The organism is Actinocorallia populi, from assembly GCF_002995495.1.
GTDB classification, from domain to species: Bacteria; Actinomycetota; Actinomycetes; order Streptosporangiales; family Streptosporangiaceae; genus Actinocorallia; species Actinocorallia populi.
Genome location: NZ_PVZV01000003.1, coordinates 249,956 through 271,435 on the forward strand (window position 1 = coordinate 249,956; position 21,480 = coordinate 271,435).

Annotated in this window: 19 protein-coding genes and 2 pseudogenes; 3 read left to right on the plus strand and 18 right to left on the minus strand. The window is 65.5% G+C overall.

What is annotated here, in order from left to right:
* Window positions 1–41: 41 nt before the first annotated feature.
* The 5 genes from C2865_RS14195 to C2865_RS14215 are packed head-to-tail and all read right to left on the minus strand — an operon-like array spanning window position 42 to window position 8,565.
* On the minus strand, window positions 42–1,019 hold the full coding sequence (locus C2865_RS14195) for a prenyltransferase/squalene oxidase repeat-containing protein (protein ID WP_106398933.1): 978 nt from the start codon (window positions 1,017–1,019) through the stop codon (window positions 42–44).
* Between the two features lie 12 nt (window positions 1,020–1,031).
* Window positions 1,032–2,612, minus strand: coding sequence for an MBL fold metallo-hydrolase (locus C2865_RS14200; RefSeq protein ID WP_106398934.1), 1,581 nt, complete (start codon window positions 2,610–2,612; stop codon window positions 1,032–1,034).
* Window positions 2,609–4,702, minus strand: a complete 2,094-nt coding sequence (locus C2865_RS14205) for a B12-binding domain-containing radical SAM protein (protein ID WP_106398935.1) — start codon at window positions 4,700–4,702, stop codon at window positions 2,609–2,611. The genes C2865_RS14200 and C2865_RS14205 overlap by 4 nt, the downstream gene beginning before the upstream one ends.
* On the minus strand, window positions 4,584–7,349 hold the full coding sequence (locus C2865_RS14210) for a lantibiotic dehydratase (protein ID WP_157963710.1): 2,766 nt from the start codon (window positions 7,347–7,349) through the stop codon (window positions 4,584–4,586). Before C2865_RS14210 ends, C2865_RS14205 begins: the two co-directional genes overlap by 119 nt.
* A 13-nt stretch (window positions 7,350–7,362) precedes the next feature.
* Window positions 7,363–8,565, minus strand: a complete 1,203-nt coding sequence (locus C2865_RS14215; protein WP_106398937.1) for a thiopeptide-type bacteriocin biosynthesis protein — start codon at window positions 8,563–8,565, stop codon at window positions 7,363–7,365.
* Window positions 8,566–9,862: 1,297 nt separating this feature from the next.
* Here C2865_RS14215 and C2865_RS14225 point away from each other — a divergent pair.
* Window positions 9,863–10,646, plus strand: a pseudogene (locus C2865_RS14225) (transposase family protein).
* Here C2865_RS14225 and C2865_RS14230 read toward each other — a convergent pair.
* The 7 genes and pseudogenes from C2865_RS14230 to C2865_RS14255 form a co-directional block, all read right to left on the minus strand.
* Complete coding sequence (locus C2865_RS14230; RefSeq protein ID WP_157963711.1) at window positions 10,591–11,094, minus strand: SMI1/KNR4 family protein; 504 nt, start codon at window positions 11,092–11,094, stop codon at window positions 10,591–10,593. The pseudogene C2865_RS14225 and the gene C2865_RS14230 sit on opposite strands and share 56 nt — an antisense overlap.
* Window positions 11,095–11,574: 480 nt before the next feature.
* Window positions 11,575–12,165 (minus strand): IS630 family transposase, encoded by a 591-nt coding sequence (locus tag C2865_RS14235; protein ID WP_232835595.1) that lies wholly within the window; start codon window positions 12,163–12,165, stop codon window positions 11,575–11,577.
* Window positions 12,126–12,566, minus strand: a pseudogene (locus C2865_RS14240) (helix-turn-helix domain-containing protein); the annotation flags it as partial. The gene C2865_RS14235 and the pseudogene C2865_RS14240, both read right to left, overlap by 40 nt.
* 12 nt (window positions 12,567–12,578) lie before the next feature.
* Entirely contained in the window at window positions 12,579–12,707 is a 129-nt protein-coding gene (locus C2865_RS41410) for a hypothetical protein (protein WP_269802716.1), read from the minus strand.
* Between the two features lie 207 nt (window positions 12,708–12,914).
* Window positions 12,915–13,223, minus strand: coding sequence for a hypothetical protein (locus C2865_RS14245; protein ID WP_106398940.1), 309 nt, complete (start codon window positions 13,221–13,223; stop codon window positions 12,915–12,917).
* A gap of 12 nt (window positions 13,224–13,235) precedes the next feature.
* Window positions 13,236–13,871 (minus strand): hypothetical protein, encoded by a 636-nt coding sequence (locus tag C2865_RS14250; RefSeq protein ID WP_106398941.1) that lies wholly within the window; start codon window positions 13,869–13,871, stop codon window positions 13,236–13,238.
* A complete protein-coding gene (locus C2865_RS14255) occupies window positions 13,868–14,998 on the minus strand; it encodes a toprim domain-containing protein (protein ID WP_157963712.1) in 1,131 nt (376 codons plus the stop codon). Before C2865_RS14255 ends, C2865_RS14250 begins: the two co-directional genes overlap by 4 nt.
* A gap of 30 nt (window positions 14,999–15,028) precedes the next feature.
* On the opposite strand from C2865_RS14255, the gene C2865_RS14260 reads away from it, so the two are divergent.
* A complete protein-coding gene (locus tag C2865_RS14260) occupies window positions 15,029–15,832 on the plus strand; it encodes a hypothetical protein (protein WP_157963713.1) in 804 nt (267 codons plus the stop codon).
* On the opposite strand, the gene C2865_RS14265 is transcribed toward C2865_RS14260, so the two are convergent.
* Both C2865_RS14265 and C2865_RS14270 read right to left on the minus strand, forming a co-directional pair.
* Entirely contained in the window at window positions 15,757–16,587 is an 831-nt protein-coding gene (locus C2865_RS14265; RefSeq protein ID WP_106398944.1) for a DUF2637 domain-containing protein, read from the minus strand. The two genes, C2865_RS14260 and C2865_RS14265, sit on opposite strands and share 76 nt — an antisense overlap.
* Window positions 16,584–16,865, minus strand: coding sequence for a hypothetical protein (locus tag C2865_RS14270; protein ID WP_106398945.1), 282 nt, complete (start codon window positions 16,863–16,865; stop codon window positions 16,584–16,586). Before C2865_RS14270 ends, C2865_RS14265 begins: the two co-directional genes overlap by 4 nt.
* A 144-nt stretch (window positions 16,866–17,009) precedes the next feature.
* Between C2865_RS14270 and C2865_RS14275 the strand changes: the two genes are divergently transcribed.
* Window positions 17,010–17,447, plus strand: a complete 438-nt coding sequence (locus C2865_RS14275) for an XRE family transcriptional regulator (RefSeq protein WP_157963714.1) — start codon at window positions 17,010–17,012, stop codon at window positions 17,445–17,447.
* Here C2865_RS14275 and C2865_RS14280 read toward each other — a convergent pair.
* From C2865_RS14280 to C2865_RS14295, 4 genes are all read right to left on the minus strand, one after another.
* Window positions 17,404–19,146 carry a relaxase/mobilization nuclease domain-containing protein gene (locus C2865_RS14280; RefSeq protein ID WP_106398947.1) on the minus strand — a complete coding sequence of 581 codons (1,743 nt, stop codon included), beginning with the start codon at window positions 19,144–19,146 and terminating at the stop codon, window positions 17,404–17,406. The genes C2865_RS14275 and C2865_RS14280 overlap by 44 nt on opposite strands.
* Window positions 19,131–19,472 (minus strand): hypothetical protein, encoded by a 342-nt coding sequence (locus C2865_RS14285; RefSeq protein WP_157963715.1) that lies wholly within the window; start codon window positions 19,470–19,472, stop codon window positions 19,131–19,133. Before C2865_RS14285 ends, C2865_RS14280 begins: the two co-directional genes overlap by 16 nt.
* Window positions 19,473–19,659: 187 nt before the next feature.
* The gene (locus tag C2865_RS14290; RefSeq protein ID WP_106398949.1) at window positions 19,660–21,129 is read right to left on the minus strand and encodes a hypothetical protein; all 1,470 of its coding nucleotides are present in this window, start codon (window positions 21,127–21,129) and stop codon (window positions 19,660–19,662) included.
* Window positions 21,130–21,477, minus strand: coding sequence for a hypothetical protein (locus tag C2865_RS14295; protein WP_157963716.1), 348 nt, complete (start codon window positions 21,475–21,477; stop codon window positions 21,130–21,132).
* Between the last annotated feature and the right edge of the window lie 3 nt (window positions 21,478–21,480).

The following is a 21,480-nucleotide window of genomic DNA, read 5'->3' on the forward strand; positions in this document are numbered from 1 at the left end:
ATCCTGCGATGACGAAGACAATTCGTCCCGGTCTCCGGCAGTCACCAATGCCGGAGACCGGCGAGGAACCGCAATACCGTGGCGGTCGTGAAGAGATGGCAGTGGTCGACGATGGAAAGGCCGACGTATTCGTCCACGGCCCACGGCTCCGTGTAGCGGGGGTAAGTCTCCCGCAGTGTCGGCGTGAGGGCACGCCAACTGCCGTCCGCGTGCTGTGACCGCACCAGGGCATCACCGATCAGCCTGGCCGAAGAACTGTCCGAACAGACGTGGGAGACGATGTCACCCGCCAGAGCCGACCTGAACGGATCATCCTGGACGGGCAAGGCCTGGACCGCGGCCCCGATCCTTTTCCTGTCGTACGCAGTGCCGGTCTGCTCCAGGAGCCGCACGTTCACGCTGGTGCTGTACAGGGCCGTAGTCCACCAGTACGAGGGCCACAGTCCGCTCGGCTGGAGTCGTGACACCACGTACCGGAGCCCCCGCTGGATCCGGGAGTCAGATAGGGGCAGTCGCGTCAGTAGCGCCCGGAGGACCACGGGGGTCACGTCGGGATGGCTGATGCCCCACGCGTCGTGGCGGGTGCGCGGGTCAAAGGTGGCGAACCCGCCGTCGGCTTTCTGAAAGGTGAGGAGCCGTTCGTAGCAGATATCGGGCACGGGGACGCCGCCCTCGCTGAGTGACAGCACGGCGTGCGCGGTCGAATCGCTGTCGACGGGACAGCAGTCGTTGTACGCCCATCCGCCGTCCGCTCGCATGGCCTGGCACAGCCAGTCCCGTGACACGCCGAGGATGGATCGCGACCCGGCCGCATCGGTCGTGTCGGGCAGGGCGCACAGCAGACACGAGGTGACATAGGCAGTGACCCAGCTGTCTGACACACCGGGCAGGAGCTGGAAATCGCGCCAGGTGCCTTCGGGGGACCGGGCCGTGAGTAGGAAACGGACGCCCCGCTCGATGGCACGTGCGAGTGGCGTGCCGACTTCCGTACTGGTGCTGTGCGTGTGTTGTGACTGCATGGAGATACCCCTTCACAGGATCGGAGCGGAAGCCTTCCGCGGGTCGGGCTGTCCCGGTCGTGTCGGGAAGATGGCGTCCCAGGGCCATCGATGGCGCGCGCTTTCGATGACACCGGCCATGCCGTTGCGCAGGTGCACAGACTGCCCCGGTCTCAGCAGGAGGGGCGCGACGGGCGATCCGACTGTCGTGTCGGGACTCGGTGCTGACCGCACCCGCAGCTCCTCCAGGCACCGTTCCGGGAACGGATCGAAGTAGACGCTCTCCTGGAGCTCCCGGCCGTCCGTATCCAGCGCGGGTCCCAGGCCCGCCTCCCAGTACCACGGCGCCCCACCGTCGGCGTAGGGCACCAGATACCGAGCGTGCCAGTTCTCGGCCGTGTCCACGGCCTCGGCCGTGGAGTTCATGATCGTCTGCCGGACGTCGTACTGGTCCGGCGGCACGAACAGCAGATAGCGCCGTACGGAAGAGCTGAGGTACTGGACCGGGTATAGCGACCATCCCCGATACCCCGCGAAGAGGACGTCAATCGGACCCCAACGCCGGTGCGCCTCGCGTGCCACCTCCCGCACATCCCCTCGGCGGTCCCTGCCGGAGTCTGCGAGGACGGCGCATGAGAAGCGCGCAGTTCGGCACAGGTAGACGTTGCCGACATTGGTGACCTCAGGGCAGAGCTGTTCGCTCGTGGTCGGCTGTTCACCGTAGAAGGGCAGCGCCGTGATCTCGATGTCGCCGATCCGTTCCGATTGCCACCAATGCATCTGCCGCACGTCGTGGAAACCCAGCTGCCGCAGGCGAAGCGCCATGTCGATGCTGAGCAGGGACTCTCGCTCGACGTACGGGACGAAGACCTTCACGTGTGAGCCGAACTGCAGCAGGCTACCGAGGTCGAAGTGGTCCGGGTGAGAGTGCGTGATCAGAACCGCGTCGACCGGGCCGATCTCCCGGCGCGACATCGGCTGATAGTCGACCGGGTAGTGCCCGGCCGTCGGCAGGAACCAGGGATCGATGACGACCTGGGTGGTGTCCGACCGCACCACCACCGTGTTATGCCCGACGAACGTCGCATCGCCCTGGCGGCGGACGGAGCGGTCGACCTTCTCGCGCTCGGGCACCCGCACCAGCATGTCGCGCTGTTCGAGTTCCCTCAGCACGGTGTCGTAGACGCCCTTGATGTCCGGGGGCATGCACTCCAGAAGGCCACCACCATCGCCGGACAAGGCCGCGACGACGTCATGAAGCACGGGCAAGAGCCCCGGATGGAACTCCAGCCTGAGTTCGGAGTACGCCCGCTCCTTGGCGAAAGTCAACGCGGACGGTCTCACCAGGTCAGTGTCCGGATACAGCACCTGGTGCCTGAGCGTGCGTCCGTCGAGGAGTCGTAGGTAGCCCTCTTGCGCCCGTACCTCCTGCAGCAGTTCTGGCGCATGCCGCACGACGTCGACCGGACCATGCCGTTCGACGGCCTGCAAGACCGTGCGATAAACACTGCGGAGGTTGGTTTCGAGTTGCGGCGTCATCGGTGCCCCGAACGGCGTGTCGTCGCGGTATTCCACTGACAGACGCGTCTCGGCACCGAGCCTCGGAACGATCATGAGGGGTCTCCTTGCAGATCTCGCCCTGCCTGTAGCGGCACGAGCTGCAGCAGGGACTTCTCGATCAGCTCCCCAATCCTCTGTCGGGTCAAGAAGGCGGTGACTGGGGTCTGGTGCCCGCCACCTCCGCTCTCGGCCAGGATGTCCACGCCCGACTGCCAATCCACTCCGTCGAGCAGTTCGAAGGTGCTGCGGTCCAGCACCGCGCGGCCGTGCCGCGAACTGATGATGACCGTGTTCCCATTCCAGTGCTCCACCAACGATGACGGGTTCCACCGCAGGCGGTAGTCCCTGCGGTCGGTGGGTGGTGGCAGTGATGTCCGATAACGGAACTCCGCCCCCCGGTAGCGATCGGCGTACAGGACCGCAAATTCCTCGAAGGCCGGCCAGAGCTGCTGCGCGGACGCGTGGTAGGTGTGGTAGGTGTTGCGCAGCAGCAGGTGGAACTCGCTTAGCAGAGTTTCAACCCGATCACGGCTCAAACCTCGGCTATTCGTCCATTCCCCCACGCCGATCACGAACTCCTTGTTCAGCGCTTCCGGTGGCACGAGCACGCCGAGGGCATCGGCCTCCTCGGCATAGCGTGTCCTCAGTTCCAGACCGAACGGATGGATGTCGAAACTGTTGCCTGGATGATTGATCACAGAGACGTTCTGCGCGAAGAACCGGTAGGTCCCCCACGCGCTCTCCTCAGTTTCCTCCGGAAAGCCCACGATCGAGAAAAGGTGGAAGAGGATTCCGGCGTCCCGGCAATTTTTGAGTACCGCGGGGACCCTATCGATCTTGATGCGTTTGTCCATGTGGTCGATGGTCTCCTGCGTCCCGGACTCAAGACCGAAGAACAACTTGGTCATGCCCATACCCGCCAGCTTCCGGCAGAGCTCCGGAGTGAAGCCAGGCTCCAACCGGGCGTAACCGACGAACCGCAGTTCTCGCTGCCGATGGGGTTCCAGTGCGTCGGCCAGACGCTCCAGCAACCTCGGGGCCAGAGCCTCGTCAGTGAAGACGAAGTGTCGTGCGCCGAAGCGGTCGTGCAGGCGCACCAGGTCTTCAGCAACGAATTCCGGCGGGCGGACGCGGTACGCTTTCCTAGAAATGTTGTTGATGTAGGGAATGTCACAGAACTTGCATCGATTGAAGTAGCAGCCCTTGCCGTAGAAGAACGGCAGGACCGGCTCCGGAGTCAGGTACCGCTGTAGCGGAAGACCCTCGAAATCGGGTGTCGGCAAAGCGGCCACGTCCTCGACATGAGTCCGTGTCATGTGCACCACGCCGTTGCGTGCGTACAGGTAGTTGGGAACCTTGGTGAAGTCGCGCGGTCCGTTGAGCTGATGAACGAGCTCCACCAGCGCGGTATCGCCCTCGTATGCGACGATTCCATCAGCGAAGTGGTCGAAGAACTCCGGCAGCCTGCGCAGCTGTTCGGTGAATTTGGTGTAGACGGTCCCCCCGAGCACTACGAAGTGCCCGCGCCGTCTCAGCTTGCGCGCCATCCGCAGTCCCGGCACAATCTGTTGCCGATTGGTGATCGTGATGCCGATCAGTTCCGGCCTGCGGGCATCGAGCCTCGGGAAGACGTCGGTATCCCAGTAGTCGTCGAACAGACCGCCGGAGTCGTCCGATGTCGCCCGGATGAGGTCGGACAGCGACTGGACGTCGACTCCTTCGACGTCATAGATGATCGGCGCGATGTTGTAGCGCACACCGGACCGGCAGGCCGCCGATACCAGATCGAGACCGTTGCAGACGGTCTCACGTGCGCTGTTGAACGCGTTGGGGTTGTAGAACCTCTCCCGGTCCCGGAGGACAGCCAAGGCGTCGTCCATCTGCTCGGGCAGCACCTCCGACAGCTCGGCCATGCGCCTGAGGTCCTCGCGCCCACAGGTCAGAGGAGGCACGGCTCCGGCACGCAGCCGCTCGCCCGCCTCCTTCAGACGGTCGGGCCGCAGAACGGCCAGCATGCCGTCGAGGTCAAGATCCAGCAGCTCCGTCTCCACGTCGGCTCGGCGCAGCGAGGCGGCCAGGCAGGGCAGGGCTAGGTGAGGGCCGCGCGGATCCGTCGCGGGCGGAAAGATGAGTGTCGCCTTCATTGTCGTTCCTCAGCTGCGTGTCGAGAATGGTTCGCGCTGCGGCCGGTTCGGCCAGGCGCTGCCGCCAGTACGTGGCATCCGCCTGCCAGGCGACAGCGAACTCGCCCACGTAGTGCCGCCCCGCCGCGTCCCGGAACCAGGACTCGCCCGGACAGGGAAAGGCCTCTTGGAACAGTGGCGTGCCGCCGTGCGCGGCCAGCGCCCGGCACAGCTGCTCGATGGCCAGCACGCTGTCGGTGGACAGCAGTGTTTCGGTGCGGTGGGGCCCGTACCGCGCATAGATGTACCGGGGAAGGCGGGCGTGGCGTACGAAGCGCCGCCAGGAAATGAAGGCGTCGAGGCCAGGCCCGCGGGCCAGTTCTGCGACGGTGCCGGTCGGCGGCGTCCAGCGACGCGCGCTGACGACGGTGGACTCGTCCAGGTACAGCCGGGGGAGGTGATGCCAGCGCTCCCTCTCGGCGGCGAACCTCGGAAGGGGGGCCATCAGACTCGGCCGCCCCTGGAGGGCCGACACATCGTGCAGACACTCGGTGAACGGATCCGTACCGTCTAGCAGGACGGCGGACCGCAGCAGAGGCATGAACAGGCTACGGCAGCCAGCGAGGCGGAAACTCGGCAGACCCGTGTCGTCGACGCTGATGAGAACGTTCGGCACCACCGCGTCGGCCGGGTCGAGGGGGTCGATCAACCAGTGGGACACATCCGGTCGGCTGGCTGCGTTCGGGTTGGTCGCGCCTCGAACCGGCAGGTCGGCGAAGTATAGATGTCGTGACAGGGGCCCGAGGCCGCGCAAGGACCGGTGCCACCATGCGGTGCAGGGATCCTGGCGGTCGGTCCCGCCTGTGAGCAGTGGCGCGAAGCGGGAGTAGAACAGGAAAGGGTCAGACACCATGGCACCGATGCGGATCTCGCAGCCTTGCGCGGCCCGCCCGAACCGCAGCAGCGCGGACCCTGGCGGCAGCGGTGTGGTGGGACGGCCTTGCCAGCGCCACTGCAGCCGATGCCGTTCGTCGTCGTGCACACCACTGAGTTCCTCATACCACCGCTGGAACCTCGACTCCACTTCCGGCCGGAGCGTGCTGTCGCCCGTTGTACTCAGCAGGTCCTCCCAGCACGCGGCGGTGACGCCGGCGTGGGTCGACACGCTCAGGCCGGTGGGATCGGCGCACTCGGCGCGGAGTCCCTCTCGGCGCCGGACGAAGTCCTGCAGGGGCACTTCCTTGTGGGGGCGGAAGTTACCGAAGAAGCGTCGCCGATCGATAGCGGCGCCGAGTTCACCCATGCCGTACCAGTCGAAGTCCCAGTAGTCACGCAGCGAGTGCACCATCTGGGTACGCAGGTCGGGCGAAAGGGAGAACTGGAACGGGGCGTGCATGTCGACGGTCAGCACGTGAGTGTCTTCGCGTACGGGCGGGGCCCCGTAGCGAAACAAGAGCACGTTGACGCAGTCCCGGACGGTGGCAGCAGCCGTCCGGAGCTCGTCGAGGGTGATCGCGTCGCAGTCGCCGGTGAGCTCGACGCAGATCGACTTGAGCCTGCGCACCGCACGCGCCCAATGCGGTCGTTCGGCGGCGGGCACCCGGCTCACCAGACCGTCGAGAGCAGTCCAGGCGTCAGCGTAGGTGCCGGGGAACTCGACGGCGGTACGCAGGAGGCCGATGCGCAGCAGTCGGAGGACGGCGTCCTCCGCTTGCTCAACGGACCAGCCATTGGAGCAGGCGTGAAGGTGGTCACGCACTTCTTCCAGCAGCCGTGTGGGCAATGCGTCGAACAGAGTCCGCAGCTGGGTTACAAGGGTCGCATCGAGCATCTGCGACCGATCGGATTCCCGTCCGAGGCAGCCGTGGACGTCCCGCGCCGCAGCAGCTCCCCGCATGAGCTTCGGATGCAGTCGAAGAGGCATCATCGGCCACGGCTTCTGGCACGCCAGCGCCCGCAGCGCCCGGCTGAAGGGGTTCAGGTCGACCGTGAACAGCGCCCGTGCGGTGTCCGGCGTCACCTGAACGGGTGGCGTCGCTGCCTTCGTCGGATGACAGGAGGCCTCGACAGCTACGCCGGCCCACAGCCCGTTGGGCGTGGCGCGTCCGACGGAGCGCATGACATAGGAGTGCAGGGTGGCGACGAGCTTCCTGTCCAGCCTGCTGGCGTCCCGTTCCGCTCTCATCACTGCGTCGAACGCCACAGGGCTCGCGAGGAACAGCGCCTTCCTAAAGGCCGGCTGCTCAGCGATCCGACAAAGCTCAGCCTGTTCAGTCGCCAACGATGACGCGTAGGCCGTCTCGAGTTCCCGCCGCCTGGCCGCGAGGGCGGTCCGTGCCCGGCTCTCTCGCCGAATCAGCTCTACTGCCGGACGGTCCGCGACGGCCGCGGACACAGCCGTGACCAGACAGTCCGGCAGGGGGGACGTGGAGTTGTGCACGTGACGCCGGAGCAACAGCGCCTTGGCACGGGTCGCCGCGTCTGAAATCGTCGGAACGACGGCGTAAAGGATCTCGGAAACGGCTGCTGCCTGCGCACGAATGGACTGCTCGGCCTGAAGCCACTGGTCCAGACGCGCTGTCAGAGAAGCAGAGTGCAACTCGGCGACGGTCTCGATCGGCCAGCCGGCCACACGGGCGACCACCGGACCCAGGTCCACACACGACATGCGGCTGACCTCCTTACCAGGCGGACCCGATGGGCACGCAGAGAAGGTGAGGACACTTACCGTCATCCGCCCGGTCTACGGGGCGCCGGGGGTCCCAGCCCTGCCGCATGCTGTCGGCCATGGTCGGCAGGCCACCGCTCAACCCGTGCCGGTTGAGGTCGAACACCGCGATCGTCCTCAGCAGAGACCGGAGCCCGCCGTGCAGCTCGCCACGGTTCCAGACCTCGCGCAGACCGTCAGCCAGCTCCTGGTTGGTCCGCATGCGGTCCCGCAGGATCGTGCTCTCCCGTGCAGAGGCCCGCGGAAGGAACGAATCGATGAGGATCGGTTGGGCCGTCGGCCCCTCGATGGCTGAGTTCAGGTCCGTGACCGGGTACAGCTCCGCGAGCCCGCACCAGACGTCCCAGACCTCGGCGGAGCAGGACAGGGTACGCAGGAAGAGGTCGTTCAGTGCCGCTGTCATGAACGTCTCGGCCGAGAGTGACTGCACGCCCTCCGGGACGAGTTGGTCGAAGGCCGTCCATGTTGTGGTGTCCGCATCAAAATGGGCGTGTACCTGGCTCATCGCCGCGCGGCCGCCAAAGAGAGAGACTTCAGGTTCATAAACGCTTTCGAAGAACCGGGTGACAAAGCCTTCCTCCGCGAGCTTTGACAACAGCTCGGCAAGTGCCGGGAGCACAGCCGATTCCACTGCACAACCGAAGAAGCGGAGCCGTACATCCGGTGGCTTACGCATGAAGAAGAACAACTCCAGCGCCCCGATTTCGCGCCATTCTGCGAGCGCGGGGGAGAGCCGGGCGAACAGCTGCCGCGCGCTTTCACCTGCTGTTCGGCCGTCTCGCGAAAGCCCCACGTTAACCTGCAGCCATCGGGACTCTCGGGATCCCGATGATCTTCCGTTTGTGAGCCGTTCCCGAGCCGAGTTAACCTTTATATGATCTGCCACTTCTCGGTCGATTTCCTGGCTGTGCAACTCCTCCAGCCGTCGAATGAGGGTGAAGTCGTACATGGCATGCTTGAGGGATTCCGCAGTCAACCGCTGCGACTCCAACCAGTCAGACATCTCGACGGCACCGAGCAGACCGAACGCCTCGCGGAAACCGTCTAGCGTGGCCTGGGTCTCCTCAAGGGTCGGAGTGATGCCGAACCGTTGGGCCTCCCGCCGTGCGAGAAGCCGCAGAAGCACTTTCTTGCGGCTCACCGGCAAGCTCTCCATGGACGTTCCTCCATGTGGAGCGCCTTGGCCACCGACTGTCAACGACACGTTCCACTACCAGGGGCACATTATGCTGGTCCCCGCCGAGTTCCCCAGCCCAGCAGCCAATTCTGGGTTCACCTCGGCCAACGGGTTCTGGACCCGGAGCGATCCGACCACCTCGGCACGAGACGCCTTCGTCGACCGCGGGCCCGCCCCGGGTGCAGCAGTTTCCTTGATGGCCTCGATCTGCGCCTCATCCATCTTGCACGCCCGGAGGATCTCCGGCCTCAGGTAGTAGTAATTCCCCTTCTCGTCGGACACCACCAGCGCATGTCCGTCGTCCGCCCCATGTCCCATAGCGCACCCCTTAAAGTTGTCTGTTCGTTTCTATCGTTGTTGTTGTTGACGGCAGGCCCGGAAAACAAACAGGTTCCGAAGATTCTTACTGAAGATTTTCTATTACGTGGTGGCTTCGTGGCTCTATAGAATGTTGATGACTTTGTCGAGACTCCAGGCCCAATGAAATTTTCTCGGCGGTGCAGATCCGGCAAGTTGGGATGTTTGGTGTTGGATCGGCCGATACCCGCAGTTTACGGGAACCTCCGAAAAAAGGCGTTAGGCTCTCGATAGGAAGTGGTTCACCACAAACTCTTCCCTAGCCGAAAGGCAGGGCCGTTGCGTTTTCGTAAGGTGAGACGGCCGGGTGGCTGAGCTGAGGTCACGGGCCCTGCGGCTTGTGGAAGGCGAAATGGACATCCTGGTGCGATCCGCTGTGATACAGCCCCCTTCGTTCTGGCTACGAGACGAGTCATCAGCAGTTCGCGCCTGTTCTGGCGGCACGCATCCGCCTGAGCGTTAGGGAGAAAACCGGATATCCCGTGCACGGGCCGCGCTCAGGTGAGAAGCTTTTCACGACAGAATGAAGGAATCCGCGCCGCAGTGCAGCACTGCTTTCGCCCCGCCCAGTTCCAGCCTGCAACTATCGGAGACTGAAGGTTTCATTACCGCGAGGCTCATCGCCATTCGAGGAACTGACCTTCCCAGACGCTCGGTCGAAGGGAGGGCACGTCACGGATGCCCTCCACGGCATCGGCCACGTCATGAAGCATCGCGGCGAATGACGGCCAAAGGTTCAGCCGGACTGAGTCGTCATGAACGAAATGCCCTACTGTTCCTTGAACCCATTTCATCCTCGGGTGGCGGGCTGCTGGTCACGGCATGATCGCGAGTTGGGGGTTCGTCCTCAGAAGTAAAAAAGCTCCTGGTAGACGGGTTGATCACCACAACCAAGACCGTCAAAACCAGGAGCTTGTGGGTGCTGTTCTACCGTGCTGCCGTCGATTTATCGCGTTCAACGCTGAACTACGTCGCCGGAGTGATCCGGCGACGTCGTAAGGCGATCGGGTCGACGTGGCGGCTGCTGAACCCCGGCCGGCAGGCCCTGCTCGTCCTGGTCTACCTGCGCAAGGACGAGACGTTCGCTGAGATCAGCGCGGGTTTCGGGGTGTCGGCGACGACGGCCTGGCGGTACGTCGAGGAGGTCGTGATGCTGCTGTCGGCTTGTTCCCCGAAGCTCGCGGCATCGTTGCGGAAGGCCAGGAAGGACGGGCTGACGCACCTGATCCTGGACGGGACGCTCATCCACACCGACCGGGTGAAAGCCGACCGGCCCTACTTTTCCGGCAAGCACCGGGTGCATGGGATGAACGCGCAGGTGATAGCCGGTCCGGACGGGACGATCCTGTGGACGTCCGGGGCGAAGCCAGGCAGGACCCATGACCTGACGGCCGCGCGGGTGTGGGGCATCCTGCGCGAGTTGGAGAAGGCGGGGATCCTCACTCTGGCCGACAAGGCCTACCAAGGAGCCCAGGCCACCGTCGTGATCACTCCGTACAAGGGCAAGAACAAGCCCGAATCCCAAGAAGCAGGCGAACCGCTCCCACGCCAAGCTCCGCGGACCTGGAGAACGAGCGAACGCCCAGCTCAAGAGTTAGCGCATCCTCCGGAAACTACGGTGCAGCCCCAGCAAGGCCGGACACCTCGTCAAGGCCATCGCCGTCCTGCAGAATCTCCGTGTCGCTCAGGCCTCCCGAGGATGAAATGGGTTCCTTGATCCGCGCCGTCCCGCTGATCAAGGAACAGTCCGTCAGCCGATGAACTGTCGGCGATCGGCAGCCAGTCCGGATGCCACCAGTTACTCAGCGCCCACTCCCCGAACCCTTCCTCGACCTCCATGTGCCCCTGCATGATCTCTACCCTCATCGCGTGGACACCCGCGATGCGCTCTACGGGGAGCAGCTCCCCGAACTCGGGAAGCAAGCCTGCCCCGTGGTGGTAGTTGCCTGACAGGTCGTGGGTATTGGTGCCGTTGCGCAGCAGCAGGACCCTCCTCAGGTCCTCGGGGAATACGCGTCCGAGCGCTTCCTCGGCCGCAGCGATCGCGGACGGCACAGCCGGCGGGTTGAGGCGCGCGAAGTTCCCCGGCGCGTTCGCTGCAAGCCAGCATTCAAGACGAACCCAGGACTCTTCAACAGGGGCAGGCGACATGCACGAGACTATGCCACGTAGCGCGATCATCGAAGGTTGCGGTGCCATGGACGGGCCGCTTCGCGCGGGTGAGGCACCACATCCGTTCGTTGCCACGGCCAGGCTCCCGACCGGGCGCGCAACGGTCAGGATGGCCGCAGCCGATACGGCTGGCGGACGAAACCACATGAGACAGAGCCCCAAGAGTTCCCTGAAGGTTTGGTGTGTTCAAGAGGTCGCAGCGTCAGAGGCCAATCGGAACAGCGCGCCGTCTCATGTGAGAAAAGGCCGTTGACGGCGAGGCCGCCCGCCACGGAACTCGTGGCGAGCGGGTGAGGATGTTCAGGGGCGACCTGAGGTAGTCGGGCCGCAGACAGCGGAGCGCCTGGGACAACAATTCGAGGGCGGCGTTCCCGTCAGCCGAAGTACCGACCTCAGCGCAGACACCTGCGGTCTTGGGTGAAGTGGCCGGTCTCGGAGATTGCCTTAGTGCTTCGTTCCTTAAAGGCAGTACGTGAAGCGGCGGCGGTGGATGCGGGGTTTGGGCGGTGGCCGTCCCCAGATCCAAGGCCGGGCGTGGGCGTTGAGCTGGACGGTGGCGATGCGGGTGGCGTAGGTGATCTCGTCAGGATCGGCGAAGGACACGCCGGCCAGCGCCTTTTTGCGGAAGATCCGCCACCAGCCCTCTTGCAGGTTGAGCCAGCAGGCACCCACAGGGATGAACACCTGCCGGATACGGGGATGGTCTTGCAGCCACTCGCGGGTGCTCTTGCTGTTGTGGCTGGAGAGGTTGTCGGTGACGACGATGATCTGACCTTCGGGGTTGGCGTCCTCGATCAGTTGCAGGAAGTCCTGGTAGCGGGCGCTGTTGCGAGAGGAGGCGCACAGGGTGACCGCCTGGCCGTCCCGCACGCGCAGCCCGCCGTAGACCCAGGTCCTCTCCGGCCCGCGGGCATACTCCAGAGTTTCCTTGATCCGGTGCCCGTCGGCCGACCAGCCCGGCGCGGGCGCGAACGAGCGAGGAAGAACGGGGCCGAGTTCGTCGGCGCAGATCACCGTGGAGCCCTCCGGCGGGCTGGTATAGAGCTCCACGATGCGGGTCCTTTTGGGGCGAACTCGGGGTCCTTGCTGGTGGTCCAGGTCCGGGTGCGCCTCCACCGCACCCCTTCGGCCAGCAGGATCCTGCGGACCTGGCTGCGGGCCACCTCGATCCCGGCCTGCCGAGCGGCCAGAGTGAGGGAGTCCAGCGTCCACTCACCCGGCCCCGCCTCCTCGGACGCCTCCAGCTCCCCGCTGGGAGTTCGGACCGGTTTGCCGGGCGGCACCGAGCGGGCCAGCGCCACGATGGCCGACCGCTCGGCCTCGGTGATCCGGCTTTTGCGCCCGCAGCCGGGCCGATCGGCCAGCCCGTCCAGGCCGTCGGCGTTGAACCGGTGCAGCCACCGCCGCACCCTTTTCTCGTGACAGTCGACCTCGGCCGCAATCGCTGCGACCTTTTGCCCGTCTCAGCTGAGCACCACGATCCGCGCCCGTTCGATCCAGTCGGCCGGAGCATGCCGGGCCCCGGCCAGCCGACGGATCCGCCTGTCCTCGCGCTCGTCCTGCGGCGGACGAGCCCGCACCAACCTCGGCACCGCCCTCACTCCTCCCACAAGGAGACCAAAGGCACCTAAATAGGATCTACCCACTCTTTAAGGAACGAAGCACTAAAGGCAGGGACAATGACCGTGAGCTCCACATCCCGTTACTCACAGCTATCTCAGTAAGTGGCCGCACTTGGGGGTTTTGCAGCGGTCGCTGCCATAGATCTCGGTTGGCTGGTTCATCCCGGTGTTGCTTGGTCAGTCAGGCAGCCTCCTCGACCGGATGAGCCTTACTCCATCGCCCAGATGGTTCGGTGGCACGTGCGGTCTCGGTGGTCTCGCGAGAGGCTTTTCAAGCTCGTCCTCGCGCTTCGGCCAGAGGAAAGCGGCTGGCCAGAGAGCCAACAGGGCCACGGGCATGATGAAAGCCAGGGCGTTCAGGAGCACGAAGTAGGAGAGTTCCTCCCCTCTTCGGAGTGCCACGATCACTGTGGGGCCGATGAAGAGGAAGATCACCGCACTGACGAGCAGCGCGATGCCCTCGTCTCGGCTGAGCAGGTCGTGCATGGTCGCTTCCTTTCAGCGGATCGGACGCCGGGATCTCTCGAGTCTGGGGCCTCGGTATGTACCAGGGTCGGCGAGCCGGGTGCTGATGGCGACGGCTTCGGTGATGTCGTAGGGAAAGCTTTCGGCTGCCAGGTCTGCCGCGTTGGCCGTCAGCTCGAGGCGCTGCCTGCCGGGCTGGCCGGTGCGGACGCCCGGGTCGCGGGCGAGGTAGGGCAGGGCTTCGCGCATGGCGTCGGTGCGTTCGTTGCCGGCCTCGCGGAAGCGGTCGTAGTGGGACATGCCGTGGGGGTGGAGGTCACGTAGGCGTTCTTCGCAGCGGGTGACGACGCGGGCGGCGTCCGGGCGGTCGTTGGCGAAGGGCACGGCCGTGGTCCAGGCTTCGAGGACTTCGAGGAAGGGGGCCTCCTTCAGCCAGTGGGGGTCCAGAGCTCTGGCAAAGCGGGCGTAGGCCTGGGAGTAGGCTGCGGCGATCTCCGCTTCGGCTTCTCGTTGGGCTGCTTCGTCTTTGGCCTGTCGGGCGGATCTTCGTTTCTCCTGGAAGTTGAGGATTCCTCGGGTGGTGAGGGAGCCGACGGCGATCAGCTGGACGAGGCGCTGGCCTCCTTGGGCGAGGGCTTCCTGGAACGGGTCGATGTTCTGCTCGGTCATGGGGTTCTCCTTGGGGTTCTCGGCTGGTGAACGGGTCGGGAAGGCGGGGAGGGTGCTTCGGTCGTCGGGTGTGGGAGTAAGGGGAAGGTCTCTGAGGCTTGGGTCGCCGGAGAGACGGCTGCGACCACGTAGCCGGTCATGTCGCGATGGTCGAGTCGGAGGGCTTCGCAGACTCGGGCCACCTGGTGGGAGACCTGGGATGGAGGTAGGCGGGCGATGATCTCGGCGGCGGCTCGGGCTGCGGTCTGCCGGGCTTCCGTCGATGCGGACGGGGCTGCGGAGCTCTCGATCGCGACGTCGATGGCGAGCTCGGCCAAGGGACGTTCGGCTTTCAGTGCTTCGCGTATGCCTGCTGGTCCTTGGCGGCTCAGGATCTCTGCAGGGTCTTGGCCTTCAGGGAAACACACGGCACCGACATTTCCTTTGAGCTGCGACAACACCTTCCAGGCTCGGGCTGCTCCCCTACGGCCGGCGGGATCGCCGTCCAGGGCTACGAGGGGCGCGGTTTCCACGGGGTTCACGGCTTGGGACAAGAGGTCGAGTTGTCGGGGCGTGAAGGCGGTGCCGCTGGGGGCTATGGCTGCGTGTGCAGTGGAGGCGAGGTTGATGGCCCAGGCGTCGAAGGCGCCTTCGACGATGACCGGGCGGGCACCGGAGGCGAGCTTCGACTTGACCTCGTGGAGGCCGTAGAGGAGGTGGCCTTTTTTGAACAGGGCTGTCTCCGGGCTGTTGAGGTACTTGGGGCCATCGCTGCCGGGAGCGGCTCGGCCGATGAAGCCGACCACCCGGCCTTGGAGGTCTCGGACGGGGAGGGTGATGCGGTCGCGGAAGACGTCGTAGAGGCGGTCGTTCTTGGCACGGACGAGGCCGGCTGCGAGGAGTACGTCTGGGGCATGGCCTTGGCCTGTCAAGGTGCTGAACAGGTTTCGCCAGCCTGCGGGAGCGTGGCCGGGCTGCCACTGCGCCTGGACCTCGGCGGAGAACCCTCTGTCAGCCAAGTACTCCGGAACCCACGATGCCGAAAGCTGCGAGCAGAAGAACTCGTGGGCGGCCTCGAGCGCGTCGAGCACACTTACATCGACGGCTTCCGGCTGCTTCTCGGGGAGGAGCTTTTTCTCTGCGGGCACTGGCCTTCGTGATGCGGCCTTCGATTGCTCATGGAGTTGCCGCTGGAGAGCAGCAGTCGCCCGAAGGATGCGGGATCCGACTTCCTTGACGGCCAGGAGAGGCTTTGCCCGCTGGTCGGCTCCCGCCCAGGAGGAGACGCCGAGATCTCCTGTCCGGCTGGGCACGAGGCCAAGAGAGCGGGTGATGAGGAAGGCCACCGCGTCGGCTTCGACGCGGCCGATGCCGGCGCACGCTCGTCCTGGCGCGTCGAACTCGCCTCGGTGCAGGATTTTGTGAGCGAGCTGGTGGGCGAGGGCGAAGGACGCCTCGGTGTCGTCGGCATTTGGATCGATGATGACGCGGAGCTGCGGGTCACCGAGGTAGGTCCACCGGTCGCCTCTGCCGACGTACAGACGTCGAGCGGCTGCGGCCTGGCGGAGCTTCTCCCACGCCTGGTCCGGGCTGAGCGGAGAGTCTGGTTCCGGCTCTGGGCCGCTGGTCTGCGCGATGTCGAAGACCGGGCGTGGTCTCCCCTGCTGGGACAGGATCCGGATCGCTTGCTCTCCCTTCCTGATCCGGCGTCCGGCCTGCTGCCATTCCTCGAAGGGCTTGACCTGCGTGGCTTCACGTTGGGCGCCGATCAGCAGGACGTTCAGGAACCCGTATCGTCCGTAGGCCGCTGCTCGTTCGAGGACGATCGGCCACGGCAGCTCCCCTCGATGTACGCGGCCGAGTTCTTGCTGGGCGATGACCTCCAGCAGTTCGGCGAGGTCGTCTCTCAGGGTTGGGCTCCGTCCATCCGGGCTCGGGCGGCTTTGCCGACGGCGGCGAGCTTGTCGTTGGCGACCGAGTAGCCCTGGGCTCGTAGGCGGCGGCCGAGGTTGATGTTGCTGAGCTGTACGCCGCTGTTCTCCTCAATGGTGAGGATCTTCTGTGCGGCAGTGACGAGCTCCTCGATGTCGTCGTCCTGGTGGACGTCGTCAGCGGGCTGGATGCGGAGCGCCAGACGGTCAGAGAGCGGTGCCTTCCAACGCCAGCGGAACCGTCCGTGGGACTGCTGGAGCTTGGAGACGGCGACGAGTCGCTCTTGCTCCAGGCTCAGTCCTTTGGCGTACGAGGTGATCTGCCACAGCACCATGCGTCGCCAGAGCAGCAGGGTGGAGGCGGGTGCGAGAGCCCAGCGGGAGACCGGGATCTTCTCCCTGCGGGTTCCCGCGGCAAGGCCGGCGCGTTGCCGGATCTGGTGTCGGACGCCTTCGGTCACGGTGATGAACAGGACGGGCATGGCCGCGTGGGCGATCATGCCTGCGGGGTCGCCGTCGGCGGCGGTGACGTTCACGGTGATGGTGCCGCCGATGTACGCCCAAGCGATCCAGCGCAGGATCGGCCAGGCCAGGTTCTGCAGTTCCAGCAGCAGGTCCCAGGCGAGTAGGACGAAGATGCCCAGGTCCAGGCCGATGGGGACTATCCAAGCGAGCTGTTCGCCGAAGTACGGCACGGAGGCGTCCCGGACGGTGGCGAACGAGCCGACCGCGCCGAGGGCGGCAAGTGCCGCGATGAGAGGGACGAGGGCGATCTGGCACCACAGGATCGTCTTGGGGACGGTCACCGTTGCCTCCGGTTGACCATGAACTGGATCAGGTCGATGACTCCGTGGAGGTCGTCGGTGCTGCCGAGAAGGCGGCCGTGCGGAGTGACGAAGACGTAGACGCCCTCAGCGCCGGCGCACATGACGGTCTCGGTCCACAGGCCGCGTCTGATTTTGAGTTTCCAGATGCCGTTGTGCGGTCTGCGGATCGTCACGTGCAGGCCGTTGCCCACCAGGTGCCTGTGCAGGTCGAGCAGCAGGCGCTGCCGCGCTTCCAGATCGTTCTCGGCTGACGCCACCGTCGACTCCCCCTGAGTGTCGAAAGCTGACGAGATAGAAGCTCGTCAACTAAGGTTCTTGGCGTGCAGAACTTTGCATGATCAGGTGTGAGACTGTCAATCAAAAATGACTGCTCGGCGTGTCGTTATTTTCGGGGAGTGAGCGTGACGGAGACGGTGGCGCCGTCGGTCAGCCTGGCCGACAAGATCGAGTGGCTCATCCACCACTCGTGGCCGGACGAACTACCGCCTGCGGGCACCAACATTGAAATCGCCAAGGCGATATCGAGTCGGACTGGTGAGGACATGTCCTCCACCACTGTGTGGAAGCTGCGCACGGGGCGGCAGGACAACCCTCAGTTCAAGACCCTGACGGCTCTGGCGACGTTTTTCGGGGTGCCGATCGGCTATTTCGGGTTCGCCGAGGAGTCCTCGTCCATCGACGAGGACCTCACGTTCAAGGTGCTGCTGCGCAAGCTGCGCAGCGGGGAGATCAAGCCGGAAGTGCTGCGGGCGCTGGTCGATCTGTCACCGAAGTCGCGGTGGCTGATGGATGAGCTCATCCTCGCCGCGGCTGTCGCCGACCGGCGGGCTGAGGACTGACTTTCGCCCTGGGCTCGGGCACGGAGGGCGGGACGTAAGTCGCGGACGTCCTGGTCGGGCCTGTCCCATCGGGGTAGCGAAGGTGATCGGCCGATCGGGCGGCGGCTTCGGCTTGAGCACGGCGGCCTTCTGCTGCTCGGAGCTGGGCGACGGTGCCGGTGAGAGCGGTGAGGCTGGCGACCAGGACGAGGAGGTCCACGGTCGTCCGGTCTTGGATAAGGCCGGCCATTGCCAGGACGCGGGCCGCTGTGCGCAGCCCTTCTCCTGCTCTGGTGGGTTTGGGGGTACGGCTGTCCGGGGCCCGGGCTGCACGGTCGTAGGCGCGGGCTGCCCGGTGCAGATGCGGGTTGCCGGTGGTTCGAGCTGCGACGTGCAGGACGTCGGAAGCGGCCCAGGCGGCGTCGCGGGCAGCCTGGGGATTGAGGGTGATGCAGCGGCGGATCTGGTCGCTGGCGTGGTCGGCGGCTCGGGCTGCGTCGTTGTAGATCGCTTGGAGCTCCTCGTGGGTGAAGTCGGGTTCCTGCTCGGCTTGGCCGAAGAGGCGAGTCAACTTGGGGAGCGTGAGGTCGTCGGCCAGCTGGCCTCCGCTGTACCAGCGCGGCTGGCCGTCGCGGTCGTGGTGGCCAGGGAGCGTCACGGCGTAGCCGGTGATCTGGCCTGGGTTCCGTTCGCTGTGGCGGACGCGCAGGAGCAGACCTGCCTGGTCGAGGCGGTAGAGGAAGTCCGTGGTTCCGGTGGCTTCGGCTGCGCAGGTTCGGACGGTCCGTCGGAGTATGGCCTTGGCGGAGCCGACGGAGAGCTGGGCGCCGGAGAGCGGATACCGAGCCGGGCCGTTCGGATCGTGTCCGGATGGCGCGGATGACCAACGGGACCTGAGCTTCGGCAAGGTCAGGTCCGGGGCGAGTCGTCCGCCGCTGAAGTAGATCGGTCGGCCGTCGCAGCTGGTGTCGCCTGGGAGGGCGACGGCGTAACCGGTGATCTGTTCCGGGTTCTGACGGCTGTATCGGAACTTGACCAGGATGCCTTCATTGTGGAGCCGGGAGAAGAACTCCTTCTCGTTGCGTGCGCCGGCGGCGCAGGTGATGACGTGCTGTCGCAATGAGGTCCGTGGCGCCTCGGGGCGGTGGTGGCGGCTTGCTTTCTCCGTCTCTCCTCTGGTCGGTCTCTTCGCCGCGGTCTTGTCCGCAGAAGCCGTCCGCACGAAGCCGTTCTTCCACTCGATCCGGCGCAGCGCTGCTCGTCCTTTGATCGCATCATTGCGGATGTCGGGTCGACGTCCGTCCTGCCTGGCCAGGGTCGCCACCAGGTGGATGTGGTCGTCGGCGTGCCGGACGGCGAACCAGCGGCAGCCGTCGTCGTCCCCTCTCCTGGCCAGGCCGGTGGCATGCATGATCTCGCGGGCGATCTCTGCCCACTGCCCATCCGTGAGGATCGGATCGTCCGGATGGGCGCGGATCGGGTAATGCCAGACCGGCCTACTCAGCCCGAGCTCTCCGAGCAGCGCCAGTGGTTGCGTCATCAGCTCGTCCAGCACCTGGAAATCCAGGCTTCCGTCAGCCCTATGCGAGGGTTCCAAGTCCTCGACCGGGCGGAATCCGGCGATGACGTGCGGGACGTGGTGCTTTCCGTGGTTGTCGGGACCGAACACGTAGCGGATCAGGCCCTGGACCCGCTTCCCTCGGATCACCTTCCCGACCACGACAGGTGAGTCCTCACCCGAGCGGTCAGCTCGTCCACCCTCCGCAGGGTCCGGTCAGCCGCCGCCGCGTATACGACGAACCGTTCGGCCTGCTCGCCCGTCGCGTTCAGCCTGGCCACCACCTGGTTGAACAGCACACCGACTTTCCGGACCTGGCCTGTCGTCAGCATGAGCGCTCTCAGCAGGTCACGCATCGCCTCCTGCTCGGCCGAGTCCAGGCCCCGTACGTGCGCCATGCACACCTGCGCCGCATAGGCGCCGTTCGACAAGCCCTGACGTTCGGCGGCCGAGGAGAACGCCGCGTACTCCTCCTCGTTGAATCGCATCTGAACCAACCGCCGTCGACCCGCGCCCCGGCGTGGACTGCGTCGACGTGGTGCTCCTGGTCTGGCGAACACGACCTCCTTTTCTGGGACCGCGCTCGGTCCACTCCACCGCTGGACCGCGCCCGGTCCAGGCACAAGTCATACTTGTGTATCTCTTGCTCGGCGCAGCCGAGCTCTGCGGAAAAGCTCAGCCCGGCGCCAAACGGGGGCCCTTTCCGACCCCGTTACCCCGTGCTCTGGTCGTTTCCGAACCGGCGATGCCAATCGACTCTTTTGCCTGGAAGGGGAAGCTCTCCGCAGCCAGACGTCCAGGACGCCGCTCAGCTGACGAAGCCAGAACTTGTGTCGCTCGTCCGAGCGCCTGCCGGGCTTCAGCGGCGGCGTTCCGTGCTTGGAGGTAGCCTCCGCGGAGCCGTTCGTGACGGAGCCCCATCTGGGTCTCGCCTTGCTGGGTCAACCCCGCCGGCCCGCCTCTCTCCAAGCCGATCAAAGCACTCGATGCCACCGCGGCGGGTGCCTTGATAACGTCCACCACCGCCCTCGCGATCATGTGCACATCGACAGCCTCCGGAGCGAGTACCTGCGGTCTGACCAGCTTGGTCACGGCGTTCACGCTCGGTTTCCATTCCCGATCCGCGTACACCAGTCGGCCGAACCTGACCACCAGCTCACCTGCGTCGATCATCATCTGGTCCAGCTGGGATCGCCGGTCGCAGGAGACCTCCCTCCACATGGCGGTGATCTCGGTCCACTTGTCAGTCAGCATTCCGACCGTCATCTCCGCCTCGGTCAAGGCGGCCGTCGCCTCCGGCAGATCGAGCTGGCGGCAACGTGCCATCAGCAGACGCAAGGTCTGTCCGCTGATCTCGCTGGTCATCAGCGTTGACGTCGCCAGCGACCTCCACGTCCGCGCGCTCTGGGGTACACCCGAGGCCTCCAGCCACTGGACGTTCACGCGCATCCCGGTGAGAGCCCGTTCCCGTCCTTCGCTTCCTCGTAGCGGTACTCGCGTAGGAAGCGGCTCAAGACCCTCGACATCTACCTCGGGTGCGACCCTGGGCTCGGGCATGGTCATGGCCCGCAGCCCTTGGTCCTCCGGGCTTCCCCTGAACCTTGCGTGCCGAACTGCTTCACTCAGCTTGGCCACAGCGTCGGTTCTGCCAGCTTTCTCGGCGATCCGCAGTAGCTGACCGGCGTAACCGTCCACCGCCGTCAGCAACCACTCCTTGCTCGACGGACTGGAGATGACCTCGCTCTGAGCAGTGGCCGGACGCAGGCCCCTCTCGCCCACCTCGAAATGCGCGGACAGCAGGTCCAGCCCGCAACCGAGCGCCTGACGGGCCATGAACAGGCTTCGGGCCAGCTCGCAACGCTCTGGGGCGTTTTCTTCGTTCCCTTGAAGGACCGAAGCGGTCTCCCGTAGCGAAGCCGCGCAGAGCCGGGCTCTCCGCACCGCCGCGGTCTCTCGTTCCTGGGCGCCGAAGCCTGTTCCAACCCGCTCGGCATACCTCGCCAGCACCAGTGCCGTCTGGCCCAGCTCGTCAATTGTCGACCGCTCCCCCGCCTGCCATGACAGCTCCAGCGGCTCGAGCCACTGCATCGTCTCCGCCCAGTGGGCGTCAGCGACGGCAAGCAAGTCACCGAAGGTCGCTCCCATCTACAGCAACGCCCTCTGCAGTCGGCTCACATGTACAGCCGCGTCCAGGCAGGCGAGCTTGTCCTCGAGATCCTGTGCCAGGTCCACGGCTCTCTCCACCGAAGCCGCCACCTCGGTAACCAGTTCCCTGGATCCGGCTCTGGACATCCGCTCTTGCTCCGTACCCTTCGGAAACGCCGGTGCCGTGCTCAGCGAATCGAGTGCGTTCGTGGCCTCAAGGTCCACCGGCCCCCACCGAACCGAGCTGCCCGGAGTCTCCAACTCCGCGCGAGCGATCGTCTGCAGCTCCTTGAGCAGGCCCACCGCGATACCGAGTTCGCTGCGAAGCTCTCCCATCGTGCTGTCCACCAA

Bases quoted from the DNA above. Each gene is read 5' to 3' on its own strand.
- C2865_RS14290 (WP_106398949.1), bottom strand. From the start codon at position 21,129: ATGGGAGCGACCTTCGGTGACTTGCTTGCCGTCGCTGACGCCCACTGG.
- C2865_RS14230 (WP_157963711.1), bottom strand. From the start codon at position 11,094: ATGTCGCCTGCCCCTGTTGAAGAGTCCTGGGTTCGTCTTGAATGCTGG.
- C2865_RS14250 (WP_106398941.1), bottom strand. From the start codon at position 13,871: ATGACCGAGCAGAACATCGACCCGTTCCAGGAAGCCCTCGCCCAAGGA.
- C2865_RS14215 (WP_106398937.1), bottom strand. From the start codon at position 8,565: ATGGAGAGCTTGCCGGTGAGCCGCAAGAAAGTGCTTCTGCGGCTTCTC.
- C2865_RS14285 (WP_157963715.1), bottom strand. From the start codon at position 19,472: ATGCGATTCAACGAGGAGGAGTACGCGGCGTTCTCCTCGGCCGCCGAA.
- C2865_RS14195 (WP_106398933.1), bottom strand. From the start codon at position 1,019: ATGCAGTCACAACACACGCACAGCACCAGTACGGAAGTCGGCACGCCA.
- C2865_RS14260 (WP_157963713.1), top strand. From the start codon at position 15,029: ATGGAGTTGCCGCTGGAGAGCAGCAGTCGCCCGAAGGATGCGGGATCC.
- C2865_RS14245 (WP_106398940.1), bottom strand. From the start codon at position 13,223: ATGCACGACCTGCTCAGCCGAGACGAGGGCATCGCGCTGCTCGTCAGT.
- C2865_RS14200 (WP_106398934.1), bottom strand. From the start codon at position 2,612: ATGATCGTTCCGAGGCTCGGTGCCGAGACGCGTCTGTCAGTGGAATAC.
- C2865_RS14210 (WP_157963710.1), bottom strand. From the start codon at position 7,349: ATGTCGTGTGTGGACCTGGGTCCGGTGGTCGCCCGTGTGGCCGGCTGG.
- C2865_RS14205 (WP_106398935.1), bottom strand. From the start codon at position 4,702: ATGAAGGCGACACTCATCTTTCCGCCCGCGACGGATCCGCGCGGCCCT.